General features: G+C 64.2%; 27 protein-coding genes. 18 read left to right on the forward strand and 9 right to left on the reverse strand.

Going from position 1 to position 24,298, the window contains the following annotated elements; translation table 11 throughout:
- Nucleotides 1-32 precede the first annotated feature (32 nt).
- The 4 genes from PJB24_RS09260 to PJB24_RS09275 all read left to right on the forward strand — a co-directional run bounded on the left by PJB24_RS09260 (nt 33) and on the right by PJB24_RS09275 (nt 5,896).
- Nucleotides 33-1,676 carry a S49 family peptidase gene (locus PJB24_RS09260; protein WP_273845105.1) on the forward strand — a complete coding sequence of 548 codons (1,644 nt, stop codon included), beginning with the start codon at nt 33-35 and terminating at the stop codon, nt 1,674-1,676.
- A 117-nt stretch (nt 1,677-1,793) separates the two neighbouring features.
- Nucleotides 1,794-2,918: an MFS transporter gene (locus tag PJB24_RS09265; protein ID WP_273845107.1), complete on the forward strand. Its 1,125-nt coding sequence runs from the start codon at nt 1,794-1,796 to the stop codon at nt 2,916-2,918.
- A 105-nt stretch (nt 2,919-3,023) separates the two neighbouring features.
- The gene (locus PJB24_RS09270; RefSeq protein ID WP_273845109.1) at nt 3,024-5,447 is read left to right on the forward strand and encodes an MMPL family transporter; all 2,424 of its coding nucleotides are present in this window, start codon (nt 3,024-3,026) and stop codon (nt 5,445-5,447) included.
- 32 nt (nt 5,448-5,479) lie between these two features.
- Complete coding sequence (locus tag PJB24_RS09275) at nt 5,480-5,896, forward strand: Fur family transcriptional regulator (protein ID WP_273845110.1); 417 nt, start codon at nt 5,480-5,482, stop codon at nt 5,894-5,896.
- Nucleotides 5,897-5,902: 6 nt separating this feature from the next.
- Here the strand turns inward: PJB24_RS09275 and PJB24_RS09280 are convergent, their stop codons facing one another.
- From PJB24_RS09280 to PJB24_RS09290, 3 genes are all read right to left on the reverse strand, one after another.
- A complete protein-coding gene (locus PJB24_RS09280; RefSeq protein WP_273845112.1) occupies nt 5,903-6,661 on the reverse strand; it encodes an MBL fold metallo-hydrolase in 759 nt (252 codons plus the stop codon).
- On the reverse strand, nt 6,652-7,281 hold the full coding sequence (locus PJB24_RS09285; protein ID WP_273845114.1) for a phosphatase PAP2 family protein: 630 nt from the start codon (nt 7,279-7,281) through the stop codon (nt 6,652-6,654). The genes PJB24_RS09280 and PJB24_RS09285 overlap by 10 nt, the downstream gene beginning before the upstream one ends.
- A 95-nt stretch (nt 7,282-7,376) precedes the next feature.
- Nucleotides 7,377-8,255 carry a sigma-70 family RNA polymerase sigma factor gene (locus PJB24_RS09290; RefSeq protein ID WP_273845117.1) on the reverse strand — a complete coding sequence of 293 codons (879 nt, stop codon included), beginning with the start codon at nt 8,253-8,255 and terminating at the stop codon, nt 7,377-7,379.
- Between the two features lie 184 nt (nt 8,256-8,439).
- On the opposite strand from PJB24_RS09290, the gene PJB24_RS09295 reads away from it, so the two are divergent.
- Nucleotides 8,440-9,384, forward strand: coding sequence for a GGDEF domain-containing protein (locus tag PJB24_RS09295; RefSeq protein ID WP_273845118.1), 945 nt, complete (start codon nt 8,440-8,442; stop codon nt 9,382-9,384).
- A gap of 13 nt (nt 9,385-9,397) precedes the next feature.
- Nucleotides 9,398-9,700 carry an antibiotic biosynthesis monooxygenase family protein gene (locus PJB24_RS09300; protein WP_273845120.1) on the forward strand — a complete coding sequence of 101 codons (303 nt, stop codon included), beginning with the start codon at nt 9,398-9,400 and terminating at the stop codon, nt 9,698-9,700.
- A gap of 4 nt (nt 9,701-9,704) precedes the next feature.
- On the opposite strand, the gene PJB24_RS09305 is transcribed toward PJB24_RS09300, so the two are convergent.
- On the reverse strand, nt 9,705-9,842 hold the full coding sequence (locus PJB24_RS09305) for a hypothetical protein (RefSeq protein ID WP_273845123.1): 138 nt from the start codon (nt 9,840-9,842) through the stop codon (nt 9,705-9,707).
- Between the two features lie 178 nt (nt 9,843-10,020).
- Here PJB24_RS09305 and PJB24_RS09310 point away from each other — a divergent pair, with 178 nt between their 5' ends.
- The 6 genes from PJB24_RS09310 to PJB24_RS15910 all read left to right on the forward strand — a co-directional run bounded on the left by PJB24_RS09310 (nt 10,021) and on the right by PJB24_RS15910 (nt 14,791).
- A complete protein-coding gene (locus tag PJB24_RS09310; RefSeq protein ID WP_273845125.1) occupies nt 10,021-10,716 on the forward strand; it encodes a Crp/Fnr family transcriptional regulator in 696 nt (231 codons plus the stop codon).
- A gap of 65 nt (nt 10,717-10,781) precedes the next feature.
- The gene (gene uppP, locus PJB24_RS09315) at nt 10,782-11,600 is read left to right on the forward strand and encodes an undecaprenyl-diphosphatase UppP (protein WP_273845127.1); all 819 of its coding nucleotides are present in this window, start codon (nt 10,782-10,784) and stop codon (nt 11,598-11,600) included.
- A gap of 260 nt (nt 11,601-11,860) precedes the next feature.
- Complete coding sequence (gene pheA / locus PJB24_RS09320) at nt 11,861-12,970, forward strand: prephenate dehydratase (protein WP_273845130.1); 1,110 nt, start codon at nt 11,861-11,863, stop codon at nt 12,968-12,970.
- Nucleotides 12,971-12,973: 3 nt separating this feature from the next.
- Nucleotides 12,974-13,216, forward strand: coding sequence for a winged helix-turn-helix domain-containing protein (locus PJB24_RS09325; protein ID WP_273845132.1), 243 nt, complete (start codon nt 12,974-12,976; stop codon nt 13,214-13,216).
- 37 nt (nt 13,217-13,253) lie between these two features.
- The gene (locus PJB24_RS09330; protein ID WP_273845136.1) at nt 13,254-14,009 is read left to right on the forward strand and encodes a hypothetical protein; all 756 of its coding nucleotides are present in this window, start codon (nt 13,254-13,256) and stop codon (nt 14,007-14,009) included.
- A 599-nt stretch (nt 14,010-14,608) separates the two neighbouring features.
- Nucleotides 14,609-14,791, forward strand: coding sequence for a cold-shock protein (locus PJB24_RS15910; protein ID WP_273845312.1), 183 nt, complete (start codon nt 14,609-14,611; stop codon nt 14,789-14,791).
- Between the two features lie 28 nt (nt 14,792-14,819).
- Here PJB24_RS15910 and PJB24_RS09340 read toward each other — a convergent pair whose 3' ends face one another.
- Together PJB24_RS09340 and PJB24_RS09345 are read right to left on the reverse strand one after the other, a co-directional pair.
- On the reverse strand, nt 14,820-15,452 hold the full coding sequence (locus PJB24_RS09340) for a histidine phosphatase family protein (protein WP_273845139.1): 633 nt from the start codon (nt 15,450-15,452) through the stop codon (nt 14,820-14,822).
- Between the two features lie 46 nt (nt 15,453-15,498).
- Nucleotides 15,499-15,750 (reverse strand): glutaredoxin family protein, encoded by a 252-nt coding sequence (locus PJB24_RS09345; RefSeq protein WP_273845141.1) that lies wholly within the window; start codon nt 15,748-15,750, stop codon nt 15,499-15,501.
- 229 nt (nt 15,751-15,979) lie between these two features.
- Between PJB24_RS09345 and PJB24_RS09350 the strand changes: the two genes are divergently transcribed.
- On the forward strand, nt 15,980-17,584 hold the full coding sequence (locus PJB24_RS09350) for a VanW family protein (protein ID WP_273845143.1): 1,605 nt from the start codon (nt 15,980-15,982) through the stop codon (nt 17,582-17,584).
- Between the two features lie 33 nt (nt 17,585-17,617).
- On the opposite strand, the gene PJB24_RS09355 is transcribed toward PJB24_RS09350, so the two are convergent.
- Together PJB24_RS09355 and PJB24_RS09360 are read right to left on the reverse strand one after the other, a co-directional pair.
- Nucleotides 17,618-18,085, reverse strand: coding sequence for a RidA family protein (locus tag PJB24_RS09355; RefSeq protein ID WP_273845145.1), 468 nt, complete (start codon nt 18,083-18,085; stop codon nt 17,618-17,620).
- Nucleotides 18,085-18,540, reverse strand: coding sequence for a flavin reductase family protein (locus tag PJB24_RS09360; protein WP_273845313.1), 456 nt, complete (start codon nt 18,538-18,540; stop codon nt 18,085-18,087). The genes PJB24_RS09355 and PJB24_RS09360 overlap by 1 nt, the downstream gene beginning before the upstream one ends.
- 144 nt (nt 18,541-18,684) lie before the next feature.
- On the opposite strand from PJB24_RS09360, the gene PJB24_RS09365 reads away from it, so the two are divergent.
- Genes PJB24_RS09365 through PJB24_RS09380 form a run of 4 tightly spaced genes read left to right on the forward strand, consistent with a single transcriptional unit; the run spans nt 18,685 to nt 21,511 of the window.
- Nucleotides 18,685-19,671: a PrsW family intramembrane metalloprotease gene (locus PJB24_RS09365; protein WP_273845148.1), complete on the forward strand. Its 987-nt coding sequence runs from the start codon at nt 18,685-18,687 to the stop codon at nt 19,669-19,671.
- Between the two features lie 20 nt (nt 19,672-19,691).
- Nucleotides 19,692-20,258: a molybdenum cofactor guanylyltransferase gene (gene mobA / locus PJB24_RS09370; RefSeq protein WP_273845315.1), complete on the forward strand. Its 567-nt coding sequence runs from the start codon at nt 19,692-19,694 to the stop codon at nt 20,256-20,258.
- Nucleotides 20,255-20,845 (forward strand): YdcF family protein, encoded by a 591-nt coding sequence (locus tag PJB24_RS09375; protein WP_273845150.1) that lies wholly within the window; start codon nt 20,255-20,257, stop codon nt 20,843-20,845. The genes mobA and PJB24_RS09375 overlap by 4 nt, the downstream gene beginning before the upstream one ends.
- 36 nt (nt 20,846-20,881) lie before the next feature.
- Entirely contained in the window at nt 20,882-21,511 is a 630-nt protein-coding gene (locus PJB24_RS09380) for a hypothetical protein (RefSeq protein WP_273845151.1), read from the forward strand.
- A gap of 89 nt (nt 21,512-21,600) precedes the next feature.
- Here the strand turns inward: PJB24_RS09380 and PJB24_RS09385 are convergent, their stop codons facing one another.
- The gene (locus tag PJB24_RS09385; protein WP_273845318.1) at nt 21,601-22,317 is read right to left on the reverse strand and encodes a metal-dependent hydrolase; all 717 of its coding nucleotides are present in this window, start codon (nt 22,315-22,317) and stop codon (nt 21,601-21,603) included.
- A 172-nt stretch (nt 22,318-22,489) separates the two neighbouring features.
- On the opposite strand from PJB24_RS09385, the gene PJB24_RS09390 reads away from it, so the two are divergent.
- Nucleotides 22,490-24,286, forward strand: coding sequence for a glycoside hydrolase family 15 protein (locus PJB24_RS09390; protein WP_273845154.1), 1,797 nt, complete (start codon nt 22,490-22,492; stop codon nt 24,284-24,286).
- Nucleotides 24,287-24,298 lie beyond the last annotated feature (12 nt).

Here is a 24,298-nt window from a genome sequence, read left to right on the forward strand (position 1 = left end):
CATACGATTGCGCGATGGTTATGGGATGTATAGTGAACCTGCTGCTTGCGGTGCGCAACCTGATCGTACGCCTTCTGCGCCGGAGGCCGGAGTATGTGTGGGTGGAGGTATGGGGGAGCCTCCCCGGGTTCTCCCACAGGACCGGCCTGTTGCGCCGTAGGTTCCGGCCCTCCCCCGAACCCCCCAGCCTGGAGGAGATCCGCCGCAGGATGGTAGCGGCGGCCGGCCGCGGGACTGGCGTGCTGCTCCGGGTGGGGGAGCTCAGCGCGGGGTCCGCCAGGCTCGAAGAGCTGCGCCAGGAAATAGTGTCCTTCAGGGAGAAGGGTGGGCGGGTGATGGCATACATGGAGTCGGTAGACTCCCGCTCCTACTACCTGGCCTGTGCGGCAGAGAAGATCTTCTGCCCCCCTTCGGCGACGGTCGCCGTAATCGGGCTACGTACCAGGGTCAACTTTCTGAAGGACGCATTGGATCGTATCGGGGTGGGAGTCGAGGTGCTCGCGGTTTCGCCCTACAAGTCGGCGGGGGACATCTTCACCCGCAACGACTTCTCCCGCGAAGCCAGGGAGCAGGCCGAGAGGCTGATCGAGCGCAGGTACCAGGCCTTGATTGGGGCCATCTCCCGGGGGCGCGGTCTTCCGGAGGAGAGAGTGCGCGAGCTCATCGACGGTGCTCCATACAGCGCAGGATGCGCCGCGGAGCTCGGGCTGATCGACGGTGCGTGCTACGAAGATGAGCTGCCCGGCATCCTGGGGGTGAGGAGCAGAGATGTGAAGGATTGGAGTGCAGCCCGACGTGCCTTGCCTCGGCCTTATCGCAGTACGAGGCGCAAAAGGGTCGCACTCGTCGAGATCTCCGGTACCATAACCCGGGGCCGGAGTCGCAAGTTGCCCGTGCCGGTACCAGTACTGGGCTCGGATCAGGCCGGCAGTGATTCTATCATCCGCGCGCTCAGAACAGCCGAGCGTGGCAGGTCCGTCGCGGCCGTGCTTCTGTACATCGATTCCGGTGGTGGGGATGCCCTGGCATCCGACCTCATCTGGCGTGAGGTGGACAGGATCAGGCGCGGAAAACCCGTGGTCGCGCTCATGGGTGACGCAGCGGCCTCCGGCGGGTACTACGTCTGCGCCCCGGCCAGCCACATCGTCGCCCACTCAACCACCCTGACGGGTTCGATAGGAGTGTTCATCGCCCGCCCTGTGGCCGCCAGGCTCTACGGCAGGGCGGGTGTACACCCGGTGTCGCTCGAACGCGGGAGGCACGCCGGCATCTTCGACGAAAGCCGGCCCCCGACCGGGGAGGAGCTACATGTACTGCGCGACGAGCTGCACCGCAGCTACGAGGAATTCAAAGACCGGGTGTGCCGCGGGCGCAATCTACCCAAAGATGATCTCGAGAGGATCGCCGGGGGTAAGGTCTGGAGTGGCGTCGAGGCGTACGAGCTCGGGCTCGTCGACGAGGTGGGCGGTTTCCGGGAGGCACTCTCGAAGGCGGGCAGCCTCGCCGGAATCGAGGGGATTTCGGAGCGGGATATCGTGAAGGTCAGGGAGCCGGGTGGATACGTCGGGCCGGGGGAGATCACGCGTGAGGCCGCCGAGATACTTGGTCTGATCCCGCGTGTGGCGGAGCGCGTTGTGTGGGCGGCGTTGCCGTACGAGATCGTCGAGTACTGGTAGTATCTCTCTGTCTCGTCGGATTTTGGCGCACGATGATTTCGAGAGGGGTACGTATTGAGTACGGTTGCCAAAGGGAGCGTCGATAGGCGCGGAATGGGAGCCCTCTCCGCAGGGCATTTGTTCACCGACGTTAACCAGGGAGCGGTCGCCGCGCTGCTACCTTTCCTGGAGGCTCACCGGGGGATATCTCTCGCCGCCGCCGGTGCTCTGGTCTTCGCTTCCACGGCCAGCTCCTCGATAATCCAGCCGCTCTTTGGCGTCTTCTCCGACCGCAGGCCTTTCCCGGCGCTCATGCCGCTCGGCATCCTCGCGGCCGGGACCGGGATCTCCCTTGTGGGGGTGGCGCCCGGATACCTGAGCATACTGTTGTGCGTAGTCCTGAGCGGAATGGGGGTCGCGGCCTTCCATCCAGAGGCCGCGAGGTTCGCGAACTATGTCTCCTCGGGGAGCGGGCGGGCGCGTGGCATGAGCTTCTTCTCGGTGGGCGGCAATGCCGGTTTCGCGATCGGCCCCGCCATCGCGACGCCGCTGGTCGTTGTTTTCGGGCTGCCCGGTACGCTCTTCATGATCATACCCGCCGCCCTCATGTCGGCCGTACTCTTTCATGAGCTGCCTCGTCTGAAAGAGTTCCGGCCGGGTGGTGCCTCTGCCGCGGGAGGGCGATCTCCGGCGGAACAGGACGAGTGGGGCCCGTTCGTGAGGTTGACGCTCGTCGTCGCGATGCGCTCCCTGGTCTACTTCGGGCTCGTTTCTTTCGTTTCCTCTTACTACCACAAGGTGCTCGGTACCTCCGAGGCCTTCGGCAACACGGCGCTCACCCTTATGCTCCTCGGCGGGGCGGCCGGCACGCTGGTGGCCGGGCCGCTGGCCGACAGGCTCGGGCGCAAGAGGGTGCTACTGGCTTCGATGTGTCTCCTGGCCCCCCTGCTCTTCGTCTTCTCCACGCTCGGACCCGGGGCCGGGATGGTGGCGCTGGTGCTGATAGGAGCCTCGACCGTGGGTACTTTTGCCGTTACCACCGTCATGGGACAGGAGTACCTGCCGGGCCGCATAGGGTTCGCCGCCGGGGTCACGATGGGCTTCTCTATAGGACTCGGCGGCGCCGGCGCGGTACCCCTCGGGGCGATAGCGGATCATTTCGGGTTGCATACCGTGGTGGTCATGCTCGCTTTTCTTCCGGTGGTGGGGGCGGTGCTCGCGTATACACTTCCGCGTAGGGCCCGCTCCTCAAGCGGGTCGTGAAAGATACTCCAGCCCTGAGGGGATGGACTGCGTATAACATGGACCCATGAACGGTGGCGCGGGGGATTTCGAGCTTTGAATCGTTTCCATCCTCTCGGTGACTTCGTGTACCGACACCGGGGCGCCGTGATCCTGCTGTGGGCGATGTTTTTCGTCACGAGCATCTTTTTCGCGCCCCGGCTCTCCGACAGGCTCCAGGGTGGTGGGTTCGGTGGGGGGCATACCGAGGCGGAGAGGGTCCAGTCTCTCATGGTGCACCGTTTCGGTGTTGCCCCGACGACGCTCGAGGTCGTCTTCGACGGCGGCGGTCTCTCTGCTAGGAGCACGCGCTTCCAGGACGAGGAGCGCAGGGCTCTCCAGGGGGTGCGACGGCTGCCCGAGGTGAGCTTCATCAGAACCTATGCGGGCTCGAAAGACCCCCATCTTGTCTCCAGGGACGGGACCAAGAGTTACGCGGTAGTGGGCTTTGACGTCTCGGCCGATCGGGTGCAAAATCTCGTCGACGAGGTCAGGGAGAGGGTTCGTTCTGACCGGCTCAGGACGTACGTTACAGGAGCTCCGGCCGTCTACCTGGACATAGTCGAGGCCACCAGCCAGGACGTGCGGCACGCAGAGCGGTTCGCTTTCCCTTTCGCGCTCGTGATACTCCTGCTCTCGTTCGGGACCGCGGTGGCGGCGGGGGTTCCGGTTGCCGTGGGCGGGGTCAGCGTTCTGATCTCTCTCGCAATCCTCTACTTCGTCTCACATCTCTACGACCTTTCGGTGTTCGTGCTCAGCATCGCCACCATGTTGGGGCTGGGGCTCGGTATAGACTACGCGCTGTTCGCGGTGAGCCGATTCCGGGAGGAACTCGACGTCCGGCCAGTCGGGGAGGCCGTGGCGACGACTGTGGCGACCGCCGGGCGTTCGATCTTCTTCTCAGGGAGTACGGTGCTGATCGGGCTCTCCGGACTGCTCTTCTTCCCCTTCATGTTCATGCGTTCAATCGGCATCGCCGGGATCCTCGTGGTTTTCGTCTCCGTGGCAGCGGCGATCACGCTCCTTCCGGCGCTGCTCGGTATCCTGGGACATCGGGTGAACGCCCTCGCCGTAAGGCGGGGGCACGGTGCGCCGGGCATCGGTTTCTGGAGTCGCAGCGCGAGGCTTGTCATGCGCCATCCGGTGCTCGTGCTCCTGGGGGTCGCGGTCGTGCTCGGGTTTATGCTCCTGCCGGTCAGGCACATGAGGCTCGGTCTGCCGCAGGCTACCGCGCTGCCGGTCAAGTACGAGTCCCGGGTCGGTGACGACATCCTCAGGCACGATTTCGACTATCCGCGGCTGAACCCTGTGGAGATAGTGGCGACCTTGCCGCACTCCCCGACGAGTGCCCGTGGGCTCTCCGAGCTCAGGCGTCTGGAGGAGAGGATCTCCTCGGTTGATGGGGTCTCTGAGACCAGCAGCTTCTACGATGCGGCAGCCTCGGTTGCGGGGGATTATGCCAGGAAAGTCGCCTCTGCCCGCGAAAAGGCCCGCGAACGTGCGGCGAGGCTCATCGACGAAGAAACCGAAAAACGCCTGGCGGCCCTCAGGGCCCACTACGGCTACGTGCCGCCCGGGGCTGAGAAGGAGGTCCGGGCCCGCGTTCGAGACGAGGTGGACAGGCGAATCCTCGTGAAGTTGCCGGATCTTCCAGCGGGGCTCTCGACTGACGGCAGGGTGACGCCGCGGGGCGTTGCGAACTTCCTCTCTCTTCCTCAAGCGAAGTCTTCGAAGCGGCTCAAGGGGCTCCTGCACTCCGAGGTCTCTGGCGATATGGTCCTGATCCAGGCGACGACCAGCGCCGATCCTTACAGCGGAGCGGCGCGCGATACCGTGGCGAGGATACGGAGCGTGGATACCCCCGCAGGGTCGAGTATCCTCGTCGGGGGGCTCTCGGCCGGGCAGAAGGACTTCATATCCAGCCTCTACAACCACGTTCCGTATGCCGCAGGTTTCGTGCTCGGGGTGACCTTCGTGATCCTCTTCCTCACCTTCCGCTCGCTTTTTATCCCGCTTAAGGCTGTGCTCGTCAATATTCTCAGCCTGAGTGCAAGTTTCGGGGCCATGGTCTTCGTTTTTCAGGAGGGACATTTCTCTGGCTTGCTCGGCTTCACCCCGGAGGGTTTCATAGACGCCACGCTGCCGATTCTCATGTTCTGTACTGTCTTCGGGGTCTCGATGGACTACGAGGTCTTCCTGCTCTCCCGGGTGAGGGAGGCCTACGAGCGTGGCAAATCCAATACGGAGAGCGTGACGGAGGGCGTCACGACCACCGCGGGTATCATTACCTCGGCCGCCGCCATAGTCATCGTGGTCACCGGGGCGTTCGCCTTCAGCGGTATCGTCCTGACCAAAGCCGTGGGCCTCGGGCTCGCCGTGGCCGTCTTCGTCGACGCCACCATCATCCGTATCCTGCTCGTCCCCGCCGCCATGCGTATCCTCGGTGACTGGAACTGGTGGCCCGCCGGTCGCCGGAGGCTCTTCAAGTACAGGGACAAGATCAGTTCTTGATCCTGCTGGTGGGAGGGGATAGACTCAGAGAGATGACGGAGTTCGAGCAGATACTCAAAGAGCGGGGATACCGCCTGACGAACCAGCGGCGGCTCATCGTGCGCGAGCTGGAGGGAGAGAGACATCTATCTGCCGAGGAGATCCACGACCGGCTCAAGGTCGAGCATCCCGAGCTCGGGCTCTCGACGGTATACAGGACCCTTGATCTCCTGACGGAACTGGGGATCGTTCGCAAGGAGGATTTCGGCGAGGGTTACTCGCGGTACGAGCTGGCGACCGGTAGGATGCATCACCACGCCCGCTGCAGGGAGTGCGGGAAGGTGATCGAATTCAGCGAGGAGCTTATGGAGTACCTTGTCCTGCAGGTCGAGCGCGAGACAGGGTTCAACACGGACTGGTACGAGATAACGCTGCACGGGCGCTGCGCGGAGTGTGCGGCTTCATCCTGATCCCGTTCAGAGCGTGAACCTGCTGCCGTCCCGGGCCACGGACACTTCTCCCGTATAGCCATTTTCCTTGACTTCCTCCGGCAGGTTCCTCTCGTCTGCTTGCGGATAGATGTGGGTGAGGACGACGCGCGCCGGGGATGACTCCCGGGCTATCCTGGCGACCCCGGAGGGTGTGAGGTGTCCGGGAACCGGAGAGCTGTCTGGGAAGGAGCATTCCACGAGCAGCAGGTCAGCCCCGCGCGCCAGCCGGGGGATGCTCCTGCAGTACTCGGTGTCGCCGGTGTAGACGAAAGATTTTCCGTCTCCTTCCAGCCTGTAGGCTATGCTTTCGGGCCGGTGTCTTGCCGGTGCCCAGCGCAGGGTTCCGTTCGGAAGCTCCATGGCCCCTCCGCGCACAGGCAGGGTGTGGACCTCGACCGGGTAATCTCCGGCCATCCACTCCCCCCAGGCGCCTTGCAGGGCCGACCAGAACTGCTCGAAAGGTTCCGGCCCATAGACGTGCAGCGGCAGGGAGCGGGGGGATTCGGAGCCGTAGTTCAGGGTGAATAGCAGGGAGACGAGGTCGGAGGTATGATCCGGGTGGAAGTGGGTGATGAGTATGCGGTCCACCGTCAGCGGGTCGATCCCGGCGCGCAGCATGCCCCGCAGGGCTCCGGAGCCCGGGTCCATGACCAGGGTCTCGCTTCCGGTGCGGACGACCACGCAGCTCTGGGCGCGCTCCAGCCTAGGAACGACGGTTCCGGATCCCGCTACCACTATCTCCATCCTTCCTCCTTCACCTCCCGGCCTGCGAAGACCCAGGCCAGCGCTGCGGTGCCGAGCAGCAGTCCCCCCACCACATCCGAAGTCCAGTGCGCTCCGACGTAGATCCTGCTGATCGCCATCAGTGCTATCAGCATAAGGATCAGACCCTTCGGGATGGTCCGCCGGTAGACAGAAGCCAGCGCGCCCAGCGCCAGCACCGACCTTATCACGTGTCCGCTCGGGTAGGGAAAGGGGGTCTCGAAGTCCATGAGCAGAGAAGGGGCGGCGACCCGCACGGCGCTGGCTTCGATCGGACTCTGCGGGAGCAACGTCTTCATCGCGACCTCGACGAGTGCCGTTGCGAGAAAGGCCAGGATCAGACGGCCCGACGCCTGCCTCCGACCCCGGCTCCTGAGGGTGAGCGCGACCGCCAGCATGGCCAGGGTGCTTACCGGGACGCTGCCGGCGATGGAGAGGAACAGACCGATATCGTCGAAGGCCCGCACCGGGTGCTCCTGCATGATACCCAGTACCCACAGGTCGGCCCCGCGTGTCCAACCGGCCGCCGCGATCGCCGAGAAGGCTACGAATGCGACGGAGAGGATTACTGCCAAGAGGAGATGGTGGCGCGAACGTTCCATACTCTGGAGGTTAGCAGAGATGCCGCGCACGAAGAAGAGCGGAACACGACGCTCCGCCCTCTCTCCGGATCGTCGAAGCCTGCTCTTTGTTTCTCTCAGGCCACCGCGTCGCGCAGTATGCGGCCGTACTCCCCGGCTTTCAGGATGCGCTCGGCTTCGCGCTGTAGCTGGCGCACCCGCTCGCGTGAGATCTCCAGCTCCTCGCCCAGCTCGGCGAGCGTCGCGGGATCCCTGTCATCGAGCCCGTAGCGCCGGATCAGGACGTAGCGGGCTCGTTCAGGGAGTCTGGTTATGGCCTCCTTGAGCTGCTCGGTCTCCAGGCTGCGCATCACCTCGTCAGGGGTGTCCGATGTGCGCTCGTCCTCGATGAAGTCCCCAAGCTCGGAGGAGCTCTCCTCGCTGGAGACCGGTTGGTCGAGGCTCGTTGCATCGGGGATGGCGCTCATAGTCAGCCGGACCTCTTCCAGGCTCCAGCCGAGCTTCTCCGCGATCTCCTCCTCAGTGGGCTCCCGCTCGAGATCGACCGCGAGCGCGGCCACGGCGCGGCTCACCTTCCTTATCTTCTCGGTCATGTGCACCGGTACCCGGATGGTGCGCCCCTTGTCCGCAACCGCCCGCTGCACGGCCTGACGGATCCACCAGGTGGCGTACGTCGAGAAGCGGTAGCCCCGCTCGGGGTCGAACTTCTCCACCGCCTTCATCAGCCCGATGTTGCCCTCCTGAATGAGATCCTCGAAAGGCAGCCCGTATCCCCGGTACTTCTTCGCCACCGAGACTACAAGCCTGAGGTTCTTCTCTATCAGGCGTGTCCTCGCCCGGCGGTCGCCCCGCTTGTAGCGGCGTGATAACTCTATCTCTTCCCTGTGGGTGAGAAGTTCGCCCTGGCTTATGTGGGAGAGGTATTTGGCGAGAAGCTCGGGGGTCTCCAGCTCACGCTCCAGCCTACCCGCCATCCTGTTTGTCTTTTCGGCCAACGCAACCTCCCTCAAGGCTCCATTCTACCCGAAACCAGTTTCAGAAACTACTCTTGATCTCAGCTCCCAATCCTGGACTCGCACTCACCATGTGGTCTGGCCTGCATACCATGATGTTCCGTCCGTACATGGTTTATATACGTAGAAGATGGTGCACCAGTTGCATCGTATCGGCGGTTATACTGTGAAAGTCGTGGACGACATCGAGACTATAGCGCTGGGGGTCGAAAGCTGCCTGCCAGGCGTGATCGAGCGGTGGGCGGAGAGGCGGTTGCGGGAACTTCCGGAAGGAGAGGCCGGCGCGCTCTCACGGAAGATGGGACGGCTCGTCGAGGTCTTCGTAGAGTTTCTGCGCAGCCCGGAGACCGTGGAGACGTTTAGCCTGGGAGGCAGGACACGCGGGTTGGTGCGCGAGGTTGCCACCGCCCAGTACGGGAACGGGCGTGACGCCGTCGGCGTGATAGAGGACTTCGCCACGCTGCGCCGGGTGCTTTGGGAGTCGGTCGAGCGGGAGCTCGATTTCTCGGGTTTCGGGGGGGATGTGGTGGCCCGCTTTTTCGTGAAGCTAATGCAGGCCTCCGACTGGGTGACGCACGCCGCGCTCGAAGAGTTCGACGTCATGGTGCGCAGGGAGATGGAGGAGGCCATGGGGCGGGCTGCGGCGACCGATCTCCTCACCGGGTTGCCGGACCGGGATCTCTTCGGACGCCTGTTGTTGCCGCGGGCCGTGGGCGACAACGAGCGGCTCTCGGTAGTCGTCTTCGATCTTGCCGGGCTTTCCGAGGTTGTGGCTGCGGGAGAGGTCGAGCGGGCCCGCGACGCCGTGCGCGCGCTCGCCGAGACGGTACAGAGGGTGGTGCCAGAGGGGGCGGTCTGCGCCCGCTTCGGGGACGACGAGATCTCCGCCCTTTTGCCCGGCGTCGGTGCGGAGGAGGCCTACGGGATCGCCGAGAACGTGGTTGCCAGGATGGGAGGGATGCAGGTCGGACTGCAGGTGGATGCAGGTATAGCGGAGTATCCAACGCACGCTGGGGAGCCCGGCGCCCTTCTGAACGAGGCCCTCAAGGCGCTCAACATGGCCAAGCGCATGGGAGGAGGAGGTATCGTGGCGGCGAGGTCCAGGACATGAAAGAGGTACTTAGATGATAGCTGTGTTCAACAGCCTGCCGGTGCGCGAGGGGGCGGCCGGACGGGTGGCCGGGATGTTCAGGGAGAGCCGCGGGAGCGTGCAGAGCTTCCCCGGCTTTGTCTCAATGGAGGTGCTTAGTTCCGAGGATGGCAGGGAGGTTGTGGTGATCACCCGCTGGCAGCGGCGGGAGGATTTCGAAAACTGGGTGAAGAGTCCAGAGTTCTCCCGTGCGCATAGAGGCAATACAGACGGGCTCATCACCGGGCACCCCACCATCTCCTTCTACGAGGTTGAGCTGGAGCGCGGGGCTGGCTGAGTGCTCAGCCCAGAGACCGGGTGAGCGCAGGATGTTCGCCGGAGCCGGAGGGCGTGTACTCTCCCTTCCCCAGCACGGCAAACATGAAGGCGAAGAGGAAGATCAGCACGAAGATCAGTATGGCGAACGAGAGGGTACGCACCGCGCCTCCTTCCGGGTCATCACAACAAATGTATTTTACTCTATGGGCTGTACTGCCGCCCGCAAAGTTACCAGAGTGCGAGGTAATGTACAATAACCGGTGCTGTTTTGAGCAGGCCTATCTCTCGTGGTGACAGGAGGGCGGAGCACGTTGAATATCGGCGACTCTGGGGGCAGAGGTGGAGGTTGATCCCTCTCTCGAGTACAGGCAGGTTCAGGAGCAGGAGTGCAGGGAGCTGCTCGGTCTGCTGGAGGGGCTCGGTATAGCTGTAGCGGAGAGGATCTACCAGCCCGGGGACGTGATCTACAGCGAGGGTGAGTACGGCGACGCTCTCTACATACTGGTCTCCGGAGTGGTGAAGCTCTTCAGGTCCTACTCCGGCAGCAAGGAGGCCACCCTGCGGCTCCTGAGGTCGTGGGACATCTTCGGACATCTCGCCTTCGCCGGTGAGGCCCGCCAACTGGCCTACGCCGAGGCCGTCACCGAGTGCCAGGTGGTCAAGGTACCCAAGATCTTCGTAGAACGGGCCGTGCGCCAGGATGCACGGGTGGCCTTCAAGATCCTGACCCTCATGGAGTTGAGGCTGGTGCAGTACGAGGAACTGGTGAAATGTCTCCTGCCGCGCGAGACCGAGGTCCGCGTGGCCAACCTGCTGCCGATCCTGGCGCAGAAATTCGGGCAGCAGCATGACAACGGGACCACCACCATAAACCTCAGACTCACGCACCAGGAGATCGCGGCCATGGTGGCTTCGACCCGCGAGTCCGTGACCAAGGTCCTGAACGACATGCGCGGCAGGGGCGTGATCGACATCGTGGGCGGGAGGATCACGCTGAAGAACCAGCGCGCGCTGGCGGAGCTGAGCGGCTCGTAGACTCCCGCTGATTCCCCGGATGGTTTCGTACTCTCACACCTGGCTTGTGCCGTGGGAGGCCGGAGATGACTTCTGAGCTTTTATGGTCCGCCGTCCTTGGGGCGGTGCAGGGCATGACGGAGTTTCTGCCGGTCTCGAGCTCCGGGCATCTTCTCCTTGCCCAGCGCCTCCTCGGTCTGGAGGAGGCGCGGTTCGGGCTTGCCTTCGATGCGGCGCTGCACCTGGGTACTGCGCTCGCGGTGCTGGTGTATTTCTGGCGTGATCTCACGAGGCTCGCGATCGCTCTCTTCGTCTCGCTCGGGGATTTCGATCCTGCGGACCCTGACAGGCGGATGGTCTGGCTCCTCGTGGTCGCGTCCGTTCCAGCCGCGGTTGTCGGGCTCGCTTTCGAGGACTTCTTCTCCACCTCTGTCAGGTCACCCTGGATAGTCGTGGTGGCGTTGGTGGCCGTCGGGGTTCTTTTCCTGGTCGGCGAGGCCGTCGGAGGCAAGCGGAAGGTAGCGTCGAGTCTTTCTTTGCCCCAGGCGCTCAGCATCGGGCTGGCGCAGGCAGCAGCCCTCATACCGGGTGTCTCCAGATCCGGCGCAACGATCACCCTCGGCCTCTTTCTTGGGCTGCGCAGGGAGGAGGCGGCCAGGTTCTCTTTCCTGATGAGCTTCCCAATCACCGTGGGCGCCGGCGGCTTCAGCCTGCTGGAGGCGATCGGTGGAGGAATGGGAGGGGATGAGGCGTTGCTCTTCGGGGTCGGGCTCCTGTCGGCGGCGGTCGTGGGATACGCCGCGATAAGGTTCCTCGTCTCCTTCCTCTCAGACCACAGCCTTGGTGTCTTCGCGTTCTACCGCTTCGCGCTCGCCGGTGGGGTCGCGGCGGCTCTCGCCGGCTGATCCCTTCTTCTTTTTGACATCACACGTTTCCATCTGCTAACTTGTCCTGCAGGATGCCCGCAGCAGAACGAACTGGATGTCAGTGCCGCCCAGGAGGCGGAGGCTTCCTATACCCGCGATTTATCTAGGAGGGCACAGGAGCCCTCCTTTGTCGTGTGATTTCACCCTCCGAACCCATCCGAAAACCGCAGGGAGGATCAGGCAGATGTCGAGATCTCACCACCATACCACGGTCATCACACAGAGCGGATGGTGGGCCGTTGTTCGCTAGGGAGAACACCGGTGCCCTCCCGTCGGACATGGAAGAGCTCAGGCGCCGGATAGACGAGGTTGACGCCCGGATAGTGAGGCTGCTCGACGAGAGAGCCAGGCTCGCGCGCAGAGTGGGTGAGGTCAAGCGTGAGCGGGGTCTCAGCGCCTATGTGCCTTCCCGTGAGCGGGCCGTCATGGACCGGGTCTTCGCGCTCAGCGAGGGGGAGTTCCCCCGCAAGGGCCTGGAGATGGTGTTCAGAGAGATCATCTCCTGTTCCATCTCGCTCGAGGCTCGGCTCAGGATCGCCTACCTGGGGCCCGAGACAACCTTCACCCACGAGGCAGCCCGCAGGGCCTTCGGTTCGAGCGTGGATTTCGAGCCGCAGGCGTCGGTGCCGGAGGTCTTCGCCAGGGTCGAGCGCGGGGAGGCGCAGTACGGGGTGGTGCCGGTCGAGAACTCAATGGAGGGGGCGGTGACCCACACCCTCGACGAGCTCATGAACAGCCCCCTGAAGGTGTGCGGCGAGGTTTATCTGCCCGTCTCTCAGAATCTGCTTTCGCGGGAGGAGCTTCTGGACAGGGTCTCCGTCGTCAGGTCGCATCCCATGGCCATCGCCCAGTGTGCCTCGTGGTTGCGGAAACACCTGCCGGGGGCCAGGATCGAAGAGGTGGAGTCTACCGGGGAGGCGGCAAGGGCCGCCGCATCGGAGCCGGGCGTTGCGGCCGTGGGCAGTGAGCTTGCGGCGGAAGTCTACGGCCTGAACGTACTCGCGCGTAACATCCAGGATTCCCGGGCGAACGCCACCCGCTTCATAATCCTCGGCCGCTTGTGGGCCGGGGCCACCGGCAGGGACAAGACCAGCGTGGTCTTTTCGGTGAAGGACAGGCCAGGTGTACTCAAGGACGCACTGTCTGCCTTTGCCGACGAGGGTATAAACCTGACCCGCATCGAAAGCCGCCCGAGCCGCAAGCGGGCCTGGACCTACGTGTTCTTCGCGGACTTCCAGGGTCATCCGGATGAGGAGAGGGTGCAGCGGGCCCTGGCGAAGCTGGAGGAGTACTGTCCTTACGTGAGCGTGATCGGGGCATACCCGGAGGCCCCGGCGGAGGGCTTCTGAGGGTTGGATTTCAAGGAGGCCGCCTGCGAGGTCCTGCGGGAGGTGGGCCATCCCCTGCACTACAGAGACATAACTGACCTGGCGATCGAATCCGGCTACCTTGAGAGTGCGGGGAGGACGCCCCACAACACCATGCGTGCCAGGCTCTCGGTCGACGTGAGGGACAATCCGCATGGTCCCTTTTTGCGTACGGCCCCCGGCGTCTTCGGGCTCAAAGAGTGGTCGACCGGGGATAATGTATATTGAGTGTGGTCGTAACCCGGAGGCGCATGGAGGTTGCAAGGTGGTGGAGACCCTGAACAAGACCGGACGGGTGGCCTGGCAGATAAGCCATCTGGAAGACTACGGGCAGAGAGTCGAGAGGGCTGCCCGCAGGCTCAAGGAGATCTCTCGCGACCGGGATCTCGCTGCGCTTGTCATTTACGAGGCGGTGCTGGCCAGAAGCGGGCGTGCGGCGGAGGAGGTCCGGGGGCTGCTTCGGAGTTTCAGGGAGACGTTCGAGGAAGAGGACGAGCCGCTCAGCATCCCGAGGGTCAGCGGTATCATGGAGGTGGAAGGGGACAGGTGGTTTTTCGGTGATGCGGATCTCAGGAGGCTGGCTGGTCAGCTCCTTGGCCAGTTTCAGCACCGCGTCGCCCAGTATAACTATCTGGACGAGCGGGAGGTCCTCAGGCGCTGGGCCGACTCCGAAGACACCAAGGTGTTTATCCGCCGGCACATCCCGGATACCGAGCCGGTAGCGGGCATCGTTCCCGGAGTGGACCTCAGGATGTTGCAGTACCTCAGGGTGGCTGCGGGAGGCAACACTGTGCTGCCCTCCGAGCTACTGGCCGCCGCTCTCGGCTCGCTGTGGGGACAGCCGCAGGACGACTACGAGGTGATAGCAGCAGTAGAGGAGCTTGCATTCAACCTGGAGTTGCCCGCGCCTCTGGTAGCCCTGATGCTGGAGGAGATGGCCGAAGGAGGCATGCCGGCACTCCCCGACTACACCGGGGAGGATGAGCAGGCTGGAGACGAAAGCCAGCCGCTTCCGGAATAGGCTTTGCGTCTTCAGGCAAGGTGATAGAATGCAGTAGCGATTACCAGTAATCTACCGGGTGGACTGGCCCGGAGAAAGATTCATCACCCGGATATTGGTTTATTACAAGAAGAAGACCAAGGAGCAGCCATAGCATGGGAGAGTCCAAGAAGAGGGTTGCGCTCAAGCCGCACATGAAGCAGATACAAGAATGGGTGGACGCCGGCAAGAGCGACGAGTGGATCGCCGACGCCCTGGGTACCAGCGCCTCCTCCGTGCAGTCGTTTCGGAGTCGCAACAACATCTACCGGCGTGACAGGTCCCTGCAGGAGCCTGAGAGCGTTTTCGAGGGGGTCCTGGACCACGGGGAGCGTGATGGCTGGGGACTCTGGTTCGACCCGGCGGTCGCCGAGGACCCAATATGGAAAGAGAACTGGGAGGGAGTCGACTCCGTCATCGTAAAGGTGAGCGGGGAATCGATCGTCATAGAACCAGACCGCACCGGCACGCAGGGCGTCTCTACCGGCCACCTGCTGGATGAGAGCCGGGAGGATACAGACGGGGGGAAGGACGGGGACGAGGAGGAGCGTAACGGGCATGCCAGGCGGGAGAAGGGACGGGTGAAGTGGTTCGACCCGGATAAGGGCTATGGGTTCCTGGTGCGTTCAAGCGGCGAGGATATCTTCGTGCATCATTCCGAGATAGAGGGAGACCCGGGGACGCTCGAACCGGGGGGCAGCGTGGAGTACGAGGTGGGGGAGAACGAGCGCGGCCCCAACGCCCGCAGGGTCAGGATACTCTGAACCGGTCTCCTGCGGAGGCGAGCTCAGTCTAGGCTGACAGATGAGAGGTGGAGGCGAGCTCAAGCAACCCGGGCCCGCCTCCGTCGTTCCAGCACAGGCGGGTGATGGAGGCGTTCGGGGCCCTCTCCGATCCCGGGAGGATGTCCTTCCCGAACAGCCCCCTCAGGTAGGCCCGGATGGCCCCGCCGTGGGAGACGACAAGGATCTTGCCGCCCTCCGGCCGGTGACGGTAGAGTATTTCCGAGAGTGCCTGCTCGAAGCGCGCGAGCACCTCTTCGTCAGTTTCTGCCCCGACGAGCAGCCAGCCCTCCTCCTCCGGTAGCGAGGCCAGCTTGGCGACAAGACCGGGCATGCGCTTCTCCCGTTCGGCCCCGGTGGTGCCCTCCAGGATTCCACCGTGGCGCTCCATGAGCCCGGCCATCGGTACGACCTTCCCCCGGTACCTGGCCTCACGCGCAATGATCTCCGCGGTCTCAAGGGCCCGCGAGAGCGGGCTGGTGTAGACTGCAGAGAGGGGCTCGGACGAGAGCGCCTTCCCCGTCAGGCGCGCCTGGATCCTTCCCTCCTCTGAGAGGGGGAAGTCGAGCTGGCCCTGCCACACCCCCTCGGCGTTGGCCGTGGACTGCCCATGCCGGACTAGAAGTAATTCCAGAGGTCTCACGCGGGCCAGATTAGGGCATCAGACTATGTCTTTGCAAGCTCGACTCTCATCCGTAGCGCCGGCGTAGCTCGCGGATTATGTTGGTCGAGTCGACGAGCACCTCGTCCCCGATCGTCAGAATCGGGATCGCCCGCTGGCCGGAGAGTCTGATCACCTCTGCCCGCCCGTCCGCGTCGGCGTTTACCGTCTCGTACTCGAGACCAAGCCGGTCGAGTTCTTTCTTGACCCTGCGGCAGTAAGGGCAGTAATTTCCACTATAGAACTTTATCTTCTCCTGCTGCTTTGTCGCATCGCTCAAAAACCTTCCTCCTTAAACGGTGTTGCCAAAATTCGCCCAAACGATTATAACGCCGACCCGGCGTGATCCGTGCATCATTCCTCTCTCTGGAACGGGGCCGGGGTGGATGGTAGTGTTTGCAGGATCGTGTTTTCGTAGACCGCGGTGACGGGCGGATGAGGCCAGGTTTGAAGAAAGGGCGCATGTGAGTCTGGAAGGAGGGTCACATTCCGGCTGGAGCAGGCGGCGTGTGGTGGTCGCGGGCGTGCTGATGGCGCTCTGCGTCCTCGCCGGCGTCCTACTCGTGGCAGACTATGCGATGAGTGCCGGGAGGATACACCGCGGGGTTTCGGTGGGAGGTCTGGACCTCGGGGGTAAGACTCCGGCGCAGGCTCGCGAGATACTCTCACATCAGAAGCAGCGGCAGCTCGGAGAGATAGTCCTTCACGGACCTGAAGGAGAGCTTGAACTCGGCGCGCAAGAGCTGGGAATGAACCTCAACGTGAGCGCTACCGTCAGGCGGGCCTATTCCATCGGGCGCGATGGAGGGTTTGTGCAGGATCTCACGCAGCGGGTGCGGGCTACCTTTGGCTCCGTGGGTGTCGAGCCCGCGATAGTCTACAGGCCGGAAGCCGCGAAAGAACGCGTGCGATGGATTGCAGCGCGCCTCGACCGGCATCCAAGAAACGCCTCAATCAGGATATCCGGCGGCCACGTCCGCGTCGTCGACGCCAGGGAGGGATACAGGGTCGATCGCTCCAGGACGCTGGACGGCATCAGGGGTGCGGTGGAGTCCATGTCCGGGAGGGCCAAGATCTACGGCGAGACCATTGAGCCGCAGGTGCCCACCTCTTCGGCTGTCGCCGCAGCCCGGAAGGCCCGCAGCGCGCTCGAGCACGACGTCACCCTGAGTGCCCTCGGGCGGCAGTGGACGCTGAGCAGGGTCGAGATCGGACGCGCCCTCTACGTGACGCGCAGCGGCAGAGACCTCGATGTTCGCCTCAGCCCCGCGAGGTTGCGCGAGAGCCTGGACGGAGTCTACGGGGCGCTCACGGTGCGCCCCGTAGAGGCGGATTATGTAGTCGACAGTCCCCATGACATAAGGGTCACCCCGAGCAGGGATGGCCGCAGGATAGAGAGCGAGAAGCTGATCGGAGCCATTCGGCACGGCGTTTTCTCCGGGGACTTCCGCTACGAGGTGCCGCTCGCCGTCTGGAGGCCGAAGCTCACCACCCGGGAGGCGATACGTCTCAAACCAACCGGGCTCATCGGGGAGTACAGCACCAACTACATGACCTACAGCGACGACCCCGGACGGGTGAAAAATCTCCAGATAGCCTCGCGCGCCATCAGCGGCCAGCTCGTCGCCCCGGGGAAGGTCTTCTCCTTCAACTCGGTGGCGGCGCCCCTGCACTATTATCCCACCAAGGTGATCGTGAACGGGAAGGTCGAGAAGGCCGACGGCGGGGGGCTGTGTCAGGTTTCGACCAACCTTTACATGGCCGCGAACAAGGCCGGGCTCGAACCGGTGGAACGCCACCCGCACTACGCTGAGCTGCCGTACGTCCGGCCCGGCTTCGACGCGACTGTGTGGTTCGGAGCCCTGGACATGAAATTCAGAAATACCTCATCTGGTTACATACTGCTGGAGGAGACGGTCGACACGCAGACCGGATGGGTCACGGCCCGGATCTACGGCAGGCCTACCGGAAAGCACGTCGAGATGTGGTCCAAAAAAGTCTACTCGAGTCCCAAGATAACCAGATGGGTCACCTACAAGAGGGTGACCAAGAACGGAAAGGTGCTCTTCGATGGCATCCTGCATACCGACACTTACAAACCGCTCGAGGAGTGATTTCGCCGTCGGAATCCTCTCCTGATGAGTGCTCTAGCCGGAGACCTCCACGACCAGCTCGACCTCGACGGGCGAGCCGAACGGGAGCGCACAGACTCCGACGGCCGTGCGGGCGTGGGTTCCGGCCTCGCCGAATATCGTCCCTAGTAGCTCCGAGGCCCCATTAAGCACTTCCGGCTGGCGCTCGAAGCCCGGAGCGGAGGCCACGAAACCACCCACGCGCACTATGCGTGAGATCTTATCCAGCCCGCTGGCCTGTTCCGCTGCGGCGGCTAGGGCGTTGAGAGCACAGATTCTGGCCGCCTCACGGGCCTCCTCTATACTCACCTCCTCGCCCACCCTGCCCCTGGTGTGTAATCTGCCCTCCTGGAGGGGGAGCTGACCGGCGGTGAAGATCAGGTTCCCAGATCGGACGGCGGGGACGTAGGAGCCAGCCGGGGCGGGGACAGCGGGCAGCTCGTATCCCAGCTTCTTCAGCCTCTCTTGCGGTGTGGTATGCATCAGCGTAGCGCCTCCTCGTACTCGCCGGGGTCGTAGATCAGAGGGTAGCTCGGATCCAGCGTGTCCCCTGAGGTCACCTCCCCGATGAAGACGGTGTGGTCCCCGGCGTGCGCGGTGTCCCGCAGCCGGCAGTCGAGATAGGCCAGACAGTCGAGCAGAAACGGCGAGCCTCCGGGCGTCAGTCCGTAGGGCACGCCCTGGAACTTGTCGTGGTACTCGCCGCTGGTCTCGGCGAAGTGCGTTGCGACATCCACCTGATCCTCGCGCAGGATGCTCAGCGAGAAGGTGCCGCTCTCGAGGATTCGATCGTGAGTGTAGCGGTCGTTGCGCACGGCCACCGCCACGCAGGGCGGACGTTCCGCGGCCTGCATGACCCAGGAGGCAGTCATCGCGCTGGTCTCCTGTCCCCTCCTGGTCGCCAGCACGTAGACGCCGTGGGTCATGTGCCTCAGCACATCCAAGATCGAGTCCTCTCGCTGTGGTTCCATGTCCACCGGGGTCGCGCTCCAACTCCTTGGCCGTCTGCCACATGATTTTACCAGTAGCAGTTATACTGCTCCCATGCAGAGGACGGAAGACGCCGGGTGGGGGATCGCCTCTTGAGCTCCGCAATAGCAGGCATAGGCGTGTTGCAGGCGGTTGTCTACCTGCTCTTCATCCGGGCCGTCGACCTCTACGAGCGCGAGCCTCTCTCTTACGTGGCGGCGGTTTTCGTGTGGGGCTTTACGGTGTCGGTCTTCGTCTCCGCTCTGTTCGAGTCCATCCTGCAGTACACGCTGGCCGTAGTCACCAACGCCCGATTCGCTCACGCCCTGACGGCCGTCATGGGGGCTCCGGTGATAGAGGAGTGCGCGAAGGGGGCCGCGCTCTTTCTGGTTTTCCTCTTCTCCCTGCTGCTCGCCCGTTCCCGAGGGGAGATGGAGTTCTCCGGCGTGATGGACGGCATAGTCTACGGCTCGGCGGTGGGCTTCGGATTCTCCCTGGCCGAGGATCTGGTCTATTACGCCCAGTTTGGTCCCGAGACCTTCGTGGTGCGCCGGATCTTCGGCGGCTTCGGACATGCTGCCTTCACCTCGCTCACCGGTGTCGGGATAGGGCTCGTGCCGTGGGTGCGCACGCTTCCGGCGAAGGTCTCGCTCCCGCTTCTCGGGCTGGTCGGGGCGATGTTGCTTCACGCCGCCTTCAACCTGACCGCCACCCTTTTCGGGGCCCTGGCGTATGCTTTCCTCTTTCTCGTGGTCCTCGCGTACCTCGTCCTGATAGTCCTCTGGCTGGCCTTCGAGCGGCGCGTCATCCGCCAGGAACTCTACGAGGAGACCCGGACCGGAACGATAGACCCGCGGGAGTACCCCCTCATGCCGACCTACTTAAGGCGCAAGCTGCACTACGCGCGGCTGCTCTCGCGGGGGAGGTTCGGGCACTGGAGGACCGACCGGAGGGTGCACGCTGCGGCGGTTGACCTGGCCTTCACCAAGCGCTTGGTACGCCGCAGCGGGGATCCCGCACAGCTTGAGCGCGTCGAGAGGCTCCGGGAGCGGATCTTGCGGTTGAGAGGGGTAAGGGTGGGGGAGTCGGAGGTACTCTGAGCGGGGGGCTCTCGGGCATCATCCTCGCCGGGGGGGCGAGCGAGAGGATGGGCGAGGACAAGCTCCTCCTCGAAGTCGGGGGACTCGCGCTCGTCGAGAGGGTCTACCAGGCGCTCGCGGCGACCTGCTCGGAGGTGCTCGTGGTCGGGAGGGAATCTCTGCCTTTCGGCGGGGTGAGGTTCGTCCGGGATCGACGACCGGGCCGGGAGGGTCCGCTGGCCGGGATCGAAGCCGGGCTTCATGCGGCCGGCCATCCGGTCGTATTCGTGGCGGCGGGGGACATGCCCTTTCTGCACGAGGGACTCGTTGGACTGCTCGCCGGGGTGGTTCATGGGGGTGCCGGGGCTGCGGTGCCGTGGTTCGATGGTCCGCATCCACTCTGCGCGGCCTATGGCAGGTGGGTGTTGTCGTCTGTCTCGGCCTCCCTGGACTCTGGCGTGCGGTCCATGCGTGGATTTCTGGGGCGCCTCGGGCGCGTGATATACGTTGGCGGAGAGCAGCTCTCGGTCCTCGGGGACCCCTCTCTGATGCTCATGAACGTGAACACGCCAGCGGATCTCGAGAGGGCCAGGCGGGTGGCTGGATGAGGCCGCTCCGCCAGAGCTGCAGGGACCTGGCCGGGTTGCTCGAGGTGTGGCGGAAGGGGATGCCCCGCGGCTCGGTGAGGGCTGAGGTCGCGGTGGTGCTCGGGGCGCAGGTTTTGAAGGGTGGGAGACCAAGCACGACCCTCAGGGCCCGGGCCGAACACGCGGCCCTCCTGTATGGTGCAGGGCGGGTACGGAGAATCATCGTCACCGGCGGGGTGGGGGAGAACCCGCCGAGCGAGGCCGAGGTCATGGCGGATATATTGCGCTCCCGGGGCGTGCCCGGCGAGGCGATACTGCTTGAGAGAGAGGCGTTGAGTACCTGGGACTCAGCGCTTCTCGTGGCGGCGATGCTGCGACGGATCGGGGTGGATGGCGTGTTGCTGGTCACCGACCCGCTGCACTGCGTGCGCGCCGTGGAGGCTTTTAAGGAGGCAGGAGTGGATGCCGTGGCCGAACCAGCCTACGAGAGCCCGATGTGGTACAGGAAGTGGCGGAGGGCGGGACAGCTCCTGCGGGAGGCGGCCGCGATCGTCTGGTACAGGTTTCACCATGGGATTGGTTCGCGCCGGGACACGCCGGGCCCTTAGAAAAAGATTCGCCATGGTGTATTCTCTCGGGGAGAGATGACGCAGCCCCGGGATAAGAAGCTGGACAACCGCAGGGAGCCGTTCCGGATCGGCCTAGCCTACGGTGCTGTGGCGATTGTCGTCGCGATCGCCACCAATCTTTACTTCCTCTTCATCGACCCCAGAACATCCAGTGAGTGGTTGCTCGCCGTGATCCAGCAGTACCGCACCCCGTTCGCGCTGACCGTCTACATCTTCCTCGGCATACTCGCTGCTCTGAGGGTCCGTCCATCCCGGCTCGACCCGGGTTCTTCCTACGGTTCCCTGCTCGTGCGCGACGGTGCGCTGGCCGCCACCGTGATCGCCGTTCTGGTCTGGGTGTCTCTCTTCGTTATCCTGGCACTCGAGGCCACGGTCTTCGCCGGGGCGATGCGCGACTATGCGCAGGCGGCCGCACCCAGGATCGTCCACTACGTCAACGAGGCGCGAAAGATCCTCAGCAACCCACCCCCTCCGGCGCGGGTGGGGCCGGTGCGCTCTGCTCTGCAGCCGCCGCAGCTCTGGGATCTGGGTCGTTCGATCTTCAACGGCGTCCTGCGGGCGATCATCATGGGGGGGGTGGGGGCGGCCGTGGGCGCCCTGCGCGGGCGGTCCCGCAGAAACCGTGGGCAGCAGGAGAGGGGCTAGCGCAGGAGAACGGGGGCTGAGACGCAGAATAAAGGACCCCGCAAACGCGGGGTCCTCTTCAGGTATGGCTGCGCTCTGGCATGCTCTCTCTAGGAAGAGAGCTCTTCTCCCGGTTTCATGACGTGGACTATGAGGTCCGGCGCGATGCTCTGCGCCTGCTTCTTGAACTCTTCCGGCGTCCCCGGCAGGAACGGGAAGGTCCCGTAGTGGATGGGCACCGCGTGGCGCACGCCGAGCAGCCTCGCCGCGTGCGCCGCCTCGAACGGGCTCATCACGAGGCGGTCTCCGATCGGGAGAAGTGCCAGGTCCGGCCCGTAGAGCTCGCCGATCAGGCGCATGTCGCCGAAGATCGATGTGTCGCCTGCGTGGTAGAGCTTGAAGCCGCTCTCGAACTCGAGGATGAATCCGCAGGGCTCCCCGGCGTAGATCACGGTCCCGTCCTCTTCGGTGATCGAAGAGGCGTGGTGGGCGTTCACGGCTGTTATCTTCACCCCGCCGACCTGTCCGGTGCCGCCCTTGTTCAGCGGGAAGGTGTTCTCCACGCCCTTGGTGCCGAGCCAGTTGCAGATCTCGAAGTTCGCGACGACCGTCGCCCCGGTCTGCTGCGCGAGCGGAACGGCGTCCGCGATGTGGTCGAAGTGTCCGTGGGTGACGAGGATGGTGTCGAGCTCTCCAACCTGTTTGAGCTCGTCGGGCGTCTGGGGATTGTCGGCGAGGAAGGGGTCTATGATGATCTGCTCGTCACCCGCCGTGGTGATGCGGAACGTTGCGTGTCCCAGGTAGGTTATGCGGGTGCCTCCGAGCATCTCTTCCAATCTTTGTTCCTCCTTTCACAGGGTCAGACCTCAGGGGAAACCTCTCTAGCTATACCCCGGTGTCGTCTCCGGGAAACAGCCCGCTCCACTGACTATACTCTCCAGGGAGATTTGGCAAACAGGTCTTCTGGAGAGGGCTTTCAGTGATTTTCGAGGAGCTCTGGTGGCTTACCTTCCGATAGAGGATCACGGCATCATCGGCAATCTGCGCACCGCGGCACTCGTGGGGAGCGACGGCACGATAGACTGGATGTGTCTGCCGGCGTTCGACTCGCCGAGCGTCTTCTGCTCGATCCTGGACGACGAGAAGGGGGGGCACTTCCGGCTGCGACCGCTCTCGCACGTTCGCAGCCAGCAGATCTACCTGCCCGACACCAACGTGCTGCTCACCCGCTTCCTCTCGCCGGAGGGTGTCGTCGAGATTCTCGACTACATGCCGATCGCCACGGGATTCGAACACAGTCGTCTGGTACGCAGCGTCCACGCCGTACGCGGCGAGATGCCCTTCGAGCTCGAGTGCCGTCCGGCCTTCGACTACGCCCGGGCCCGGCACACCGTCTCGGTCGGCAAACGAGGGGCGCTCTTCAGGGGGGCAGAAGGGACCGTGATCGGGCTCTCCTCGAAGGTGCCGCTCGAGAGGGGGCCTGGAGGCTCCGTGCGGGCCCGCTTCACGCTGGGTGAGGGCGAACGCACCACGTTCGTCCTGCGCGGGCTCGACGGGGAGGACGACCCCGGGGAGGCGCCCTCCGAGGAGGTCTTCAACAGCAACCTAAACGAGACCGTGGGCTACTGGCGGCGTTGGATCTCCCGCTGCAACTACCGCGGGCGCTGGCAGGACATGGTCCGGCGCAGTGCGTTGGTCCTCAAGCTCATGGTCTACGACCCCACCGGGGCACTCGTTGCCGCCCCCACGATGGGTCTGCCTGAGCAGATCGGGGGTGCCCGCAACTACGACTACCGCTACACCTGGCTCAGGGATGCCGGGTTTACCCTCTACGCCCTCATCAAGCTCGGCTTCGACGAGGAAGCCCACAACTTCATGGGCTGGCTCAGGAAACGCTGCGAGGACGGCGGAGACGGCCGGTTACAGCCCCTCTACTCCATCGACGGGAGAAGCGAGATAGAGGAGTACACTCTAGATCACCTCTCCGGCTACAGGGGCTCCCGTCCGGTCCGGGTGGGAAACGCCGCCTACGGCCAGCTCCAGCTCGACCTCTACGGCGCGGTCCTCGACGCCGCCTACCTCTACAACAAGCACGGCGCCCCCCTCGACTACGACCTCTGGAAAGACCTGCGCAAGGTCATAGGCTGGCTCGCGGAGAACTGGCGTCAGCCGGACGAGGGGATGTGGGAGGTGCGCGGCGGCCGCCAGCAGTTCGTACCATCTAAAGTGATGTGCTGGGTGGCGCTGGAGAGGGCCATCCGCATAGCCCGCCAGCGAGGGCTGCCGGCGGGGGAGGGACGCTGGATCGAGGAGCGCGACGCCGTCTACGAGGAGGTGATGCAGCAGGGCTGGAGCGAGGAGAAGCAGAGCTTCGTCCAGCACTACGGGTCGCAGGCGCTCGACGCGGCGCTGCTCCTGATGCCGCTGGTCAAGTTCGTCGGTCCCATAGACCCGCGTTGGATCTCCACGCTGGACAGGATCCAGCAGGAGCTCTCCTTCGACACCCTCGTCGACCGCTACCGGGTTGGAGAGGCCGCCGACGACGGCTTCGAGGGTGCCGAGGGCAGCTTCAGCCTCTGCTCCTTCTGGCTCGTCGAGTGCCTCACGCAGGCCGGGAGGCTCGACGAGGCCCGACTCGCCCTGGAGAAGATGTTCTCCTATGCCAACCACCTCGGGCTCTACGCCGAGGAGATAGGCCGCAGCGGCGAGGCCCTGGGCAACTTCCCGCAGGCTTTTACACACCTCTCCCTCATCAGCGCGGCCATCCACCTCGACCGTGCTCTGGGAGGCGGCTGAGACGGAGAAAGA

It is taken from the genome of Rubrobacter calidifluminis (assembly GCF_028617075.1).
GTDB classification, from domain to species: domain Bacteria; phylum Actinomycetota; class Rubrobacteria; order Rubrobacterales; family Rubrobacteraceae; genus Rubrobacter_E; species Rubrobacter_E calidifluminis.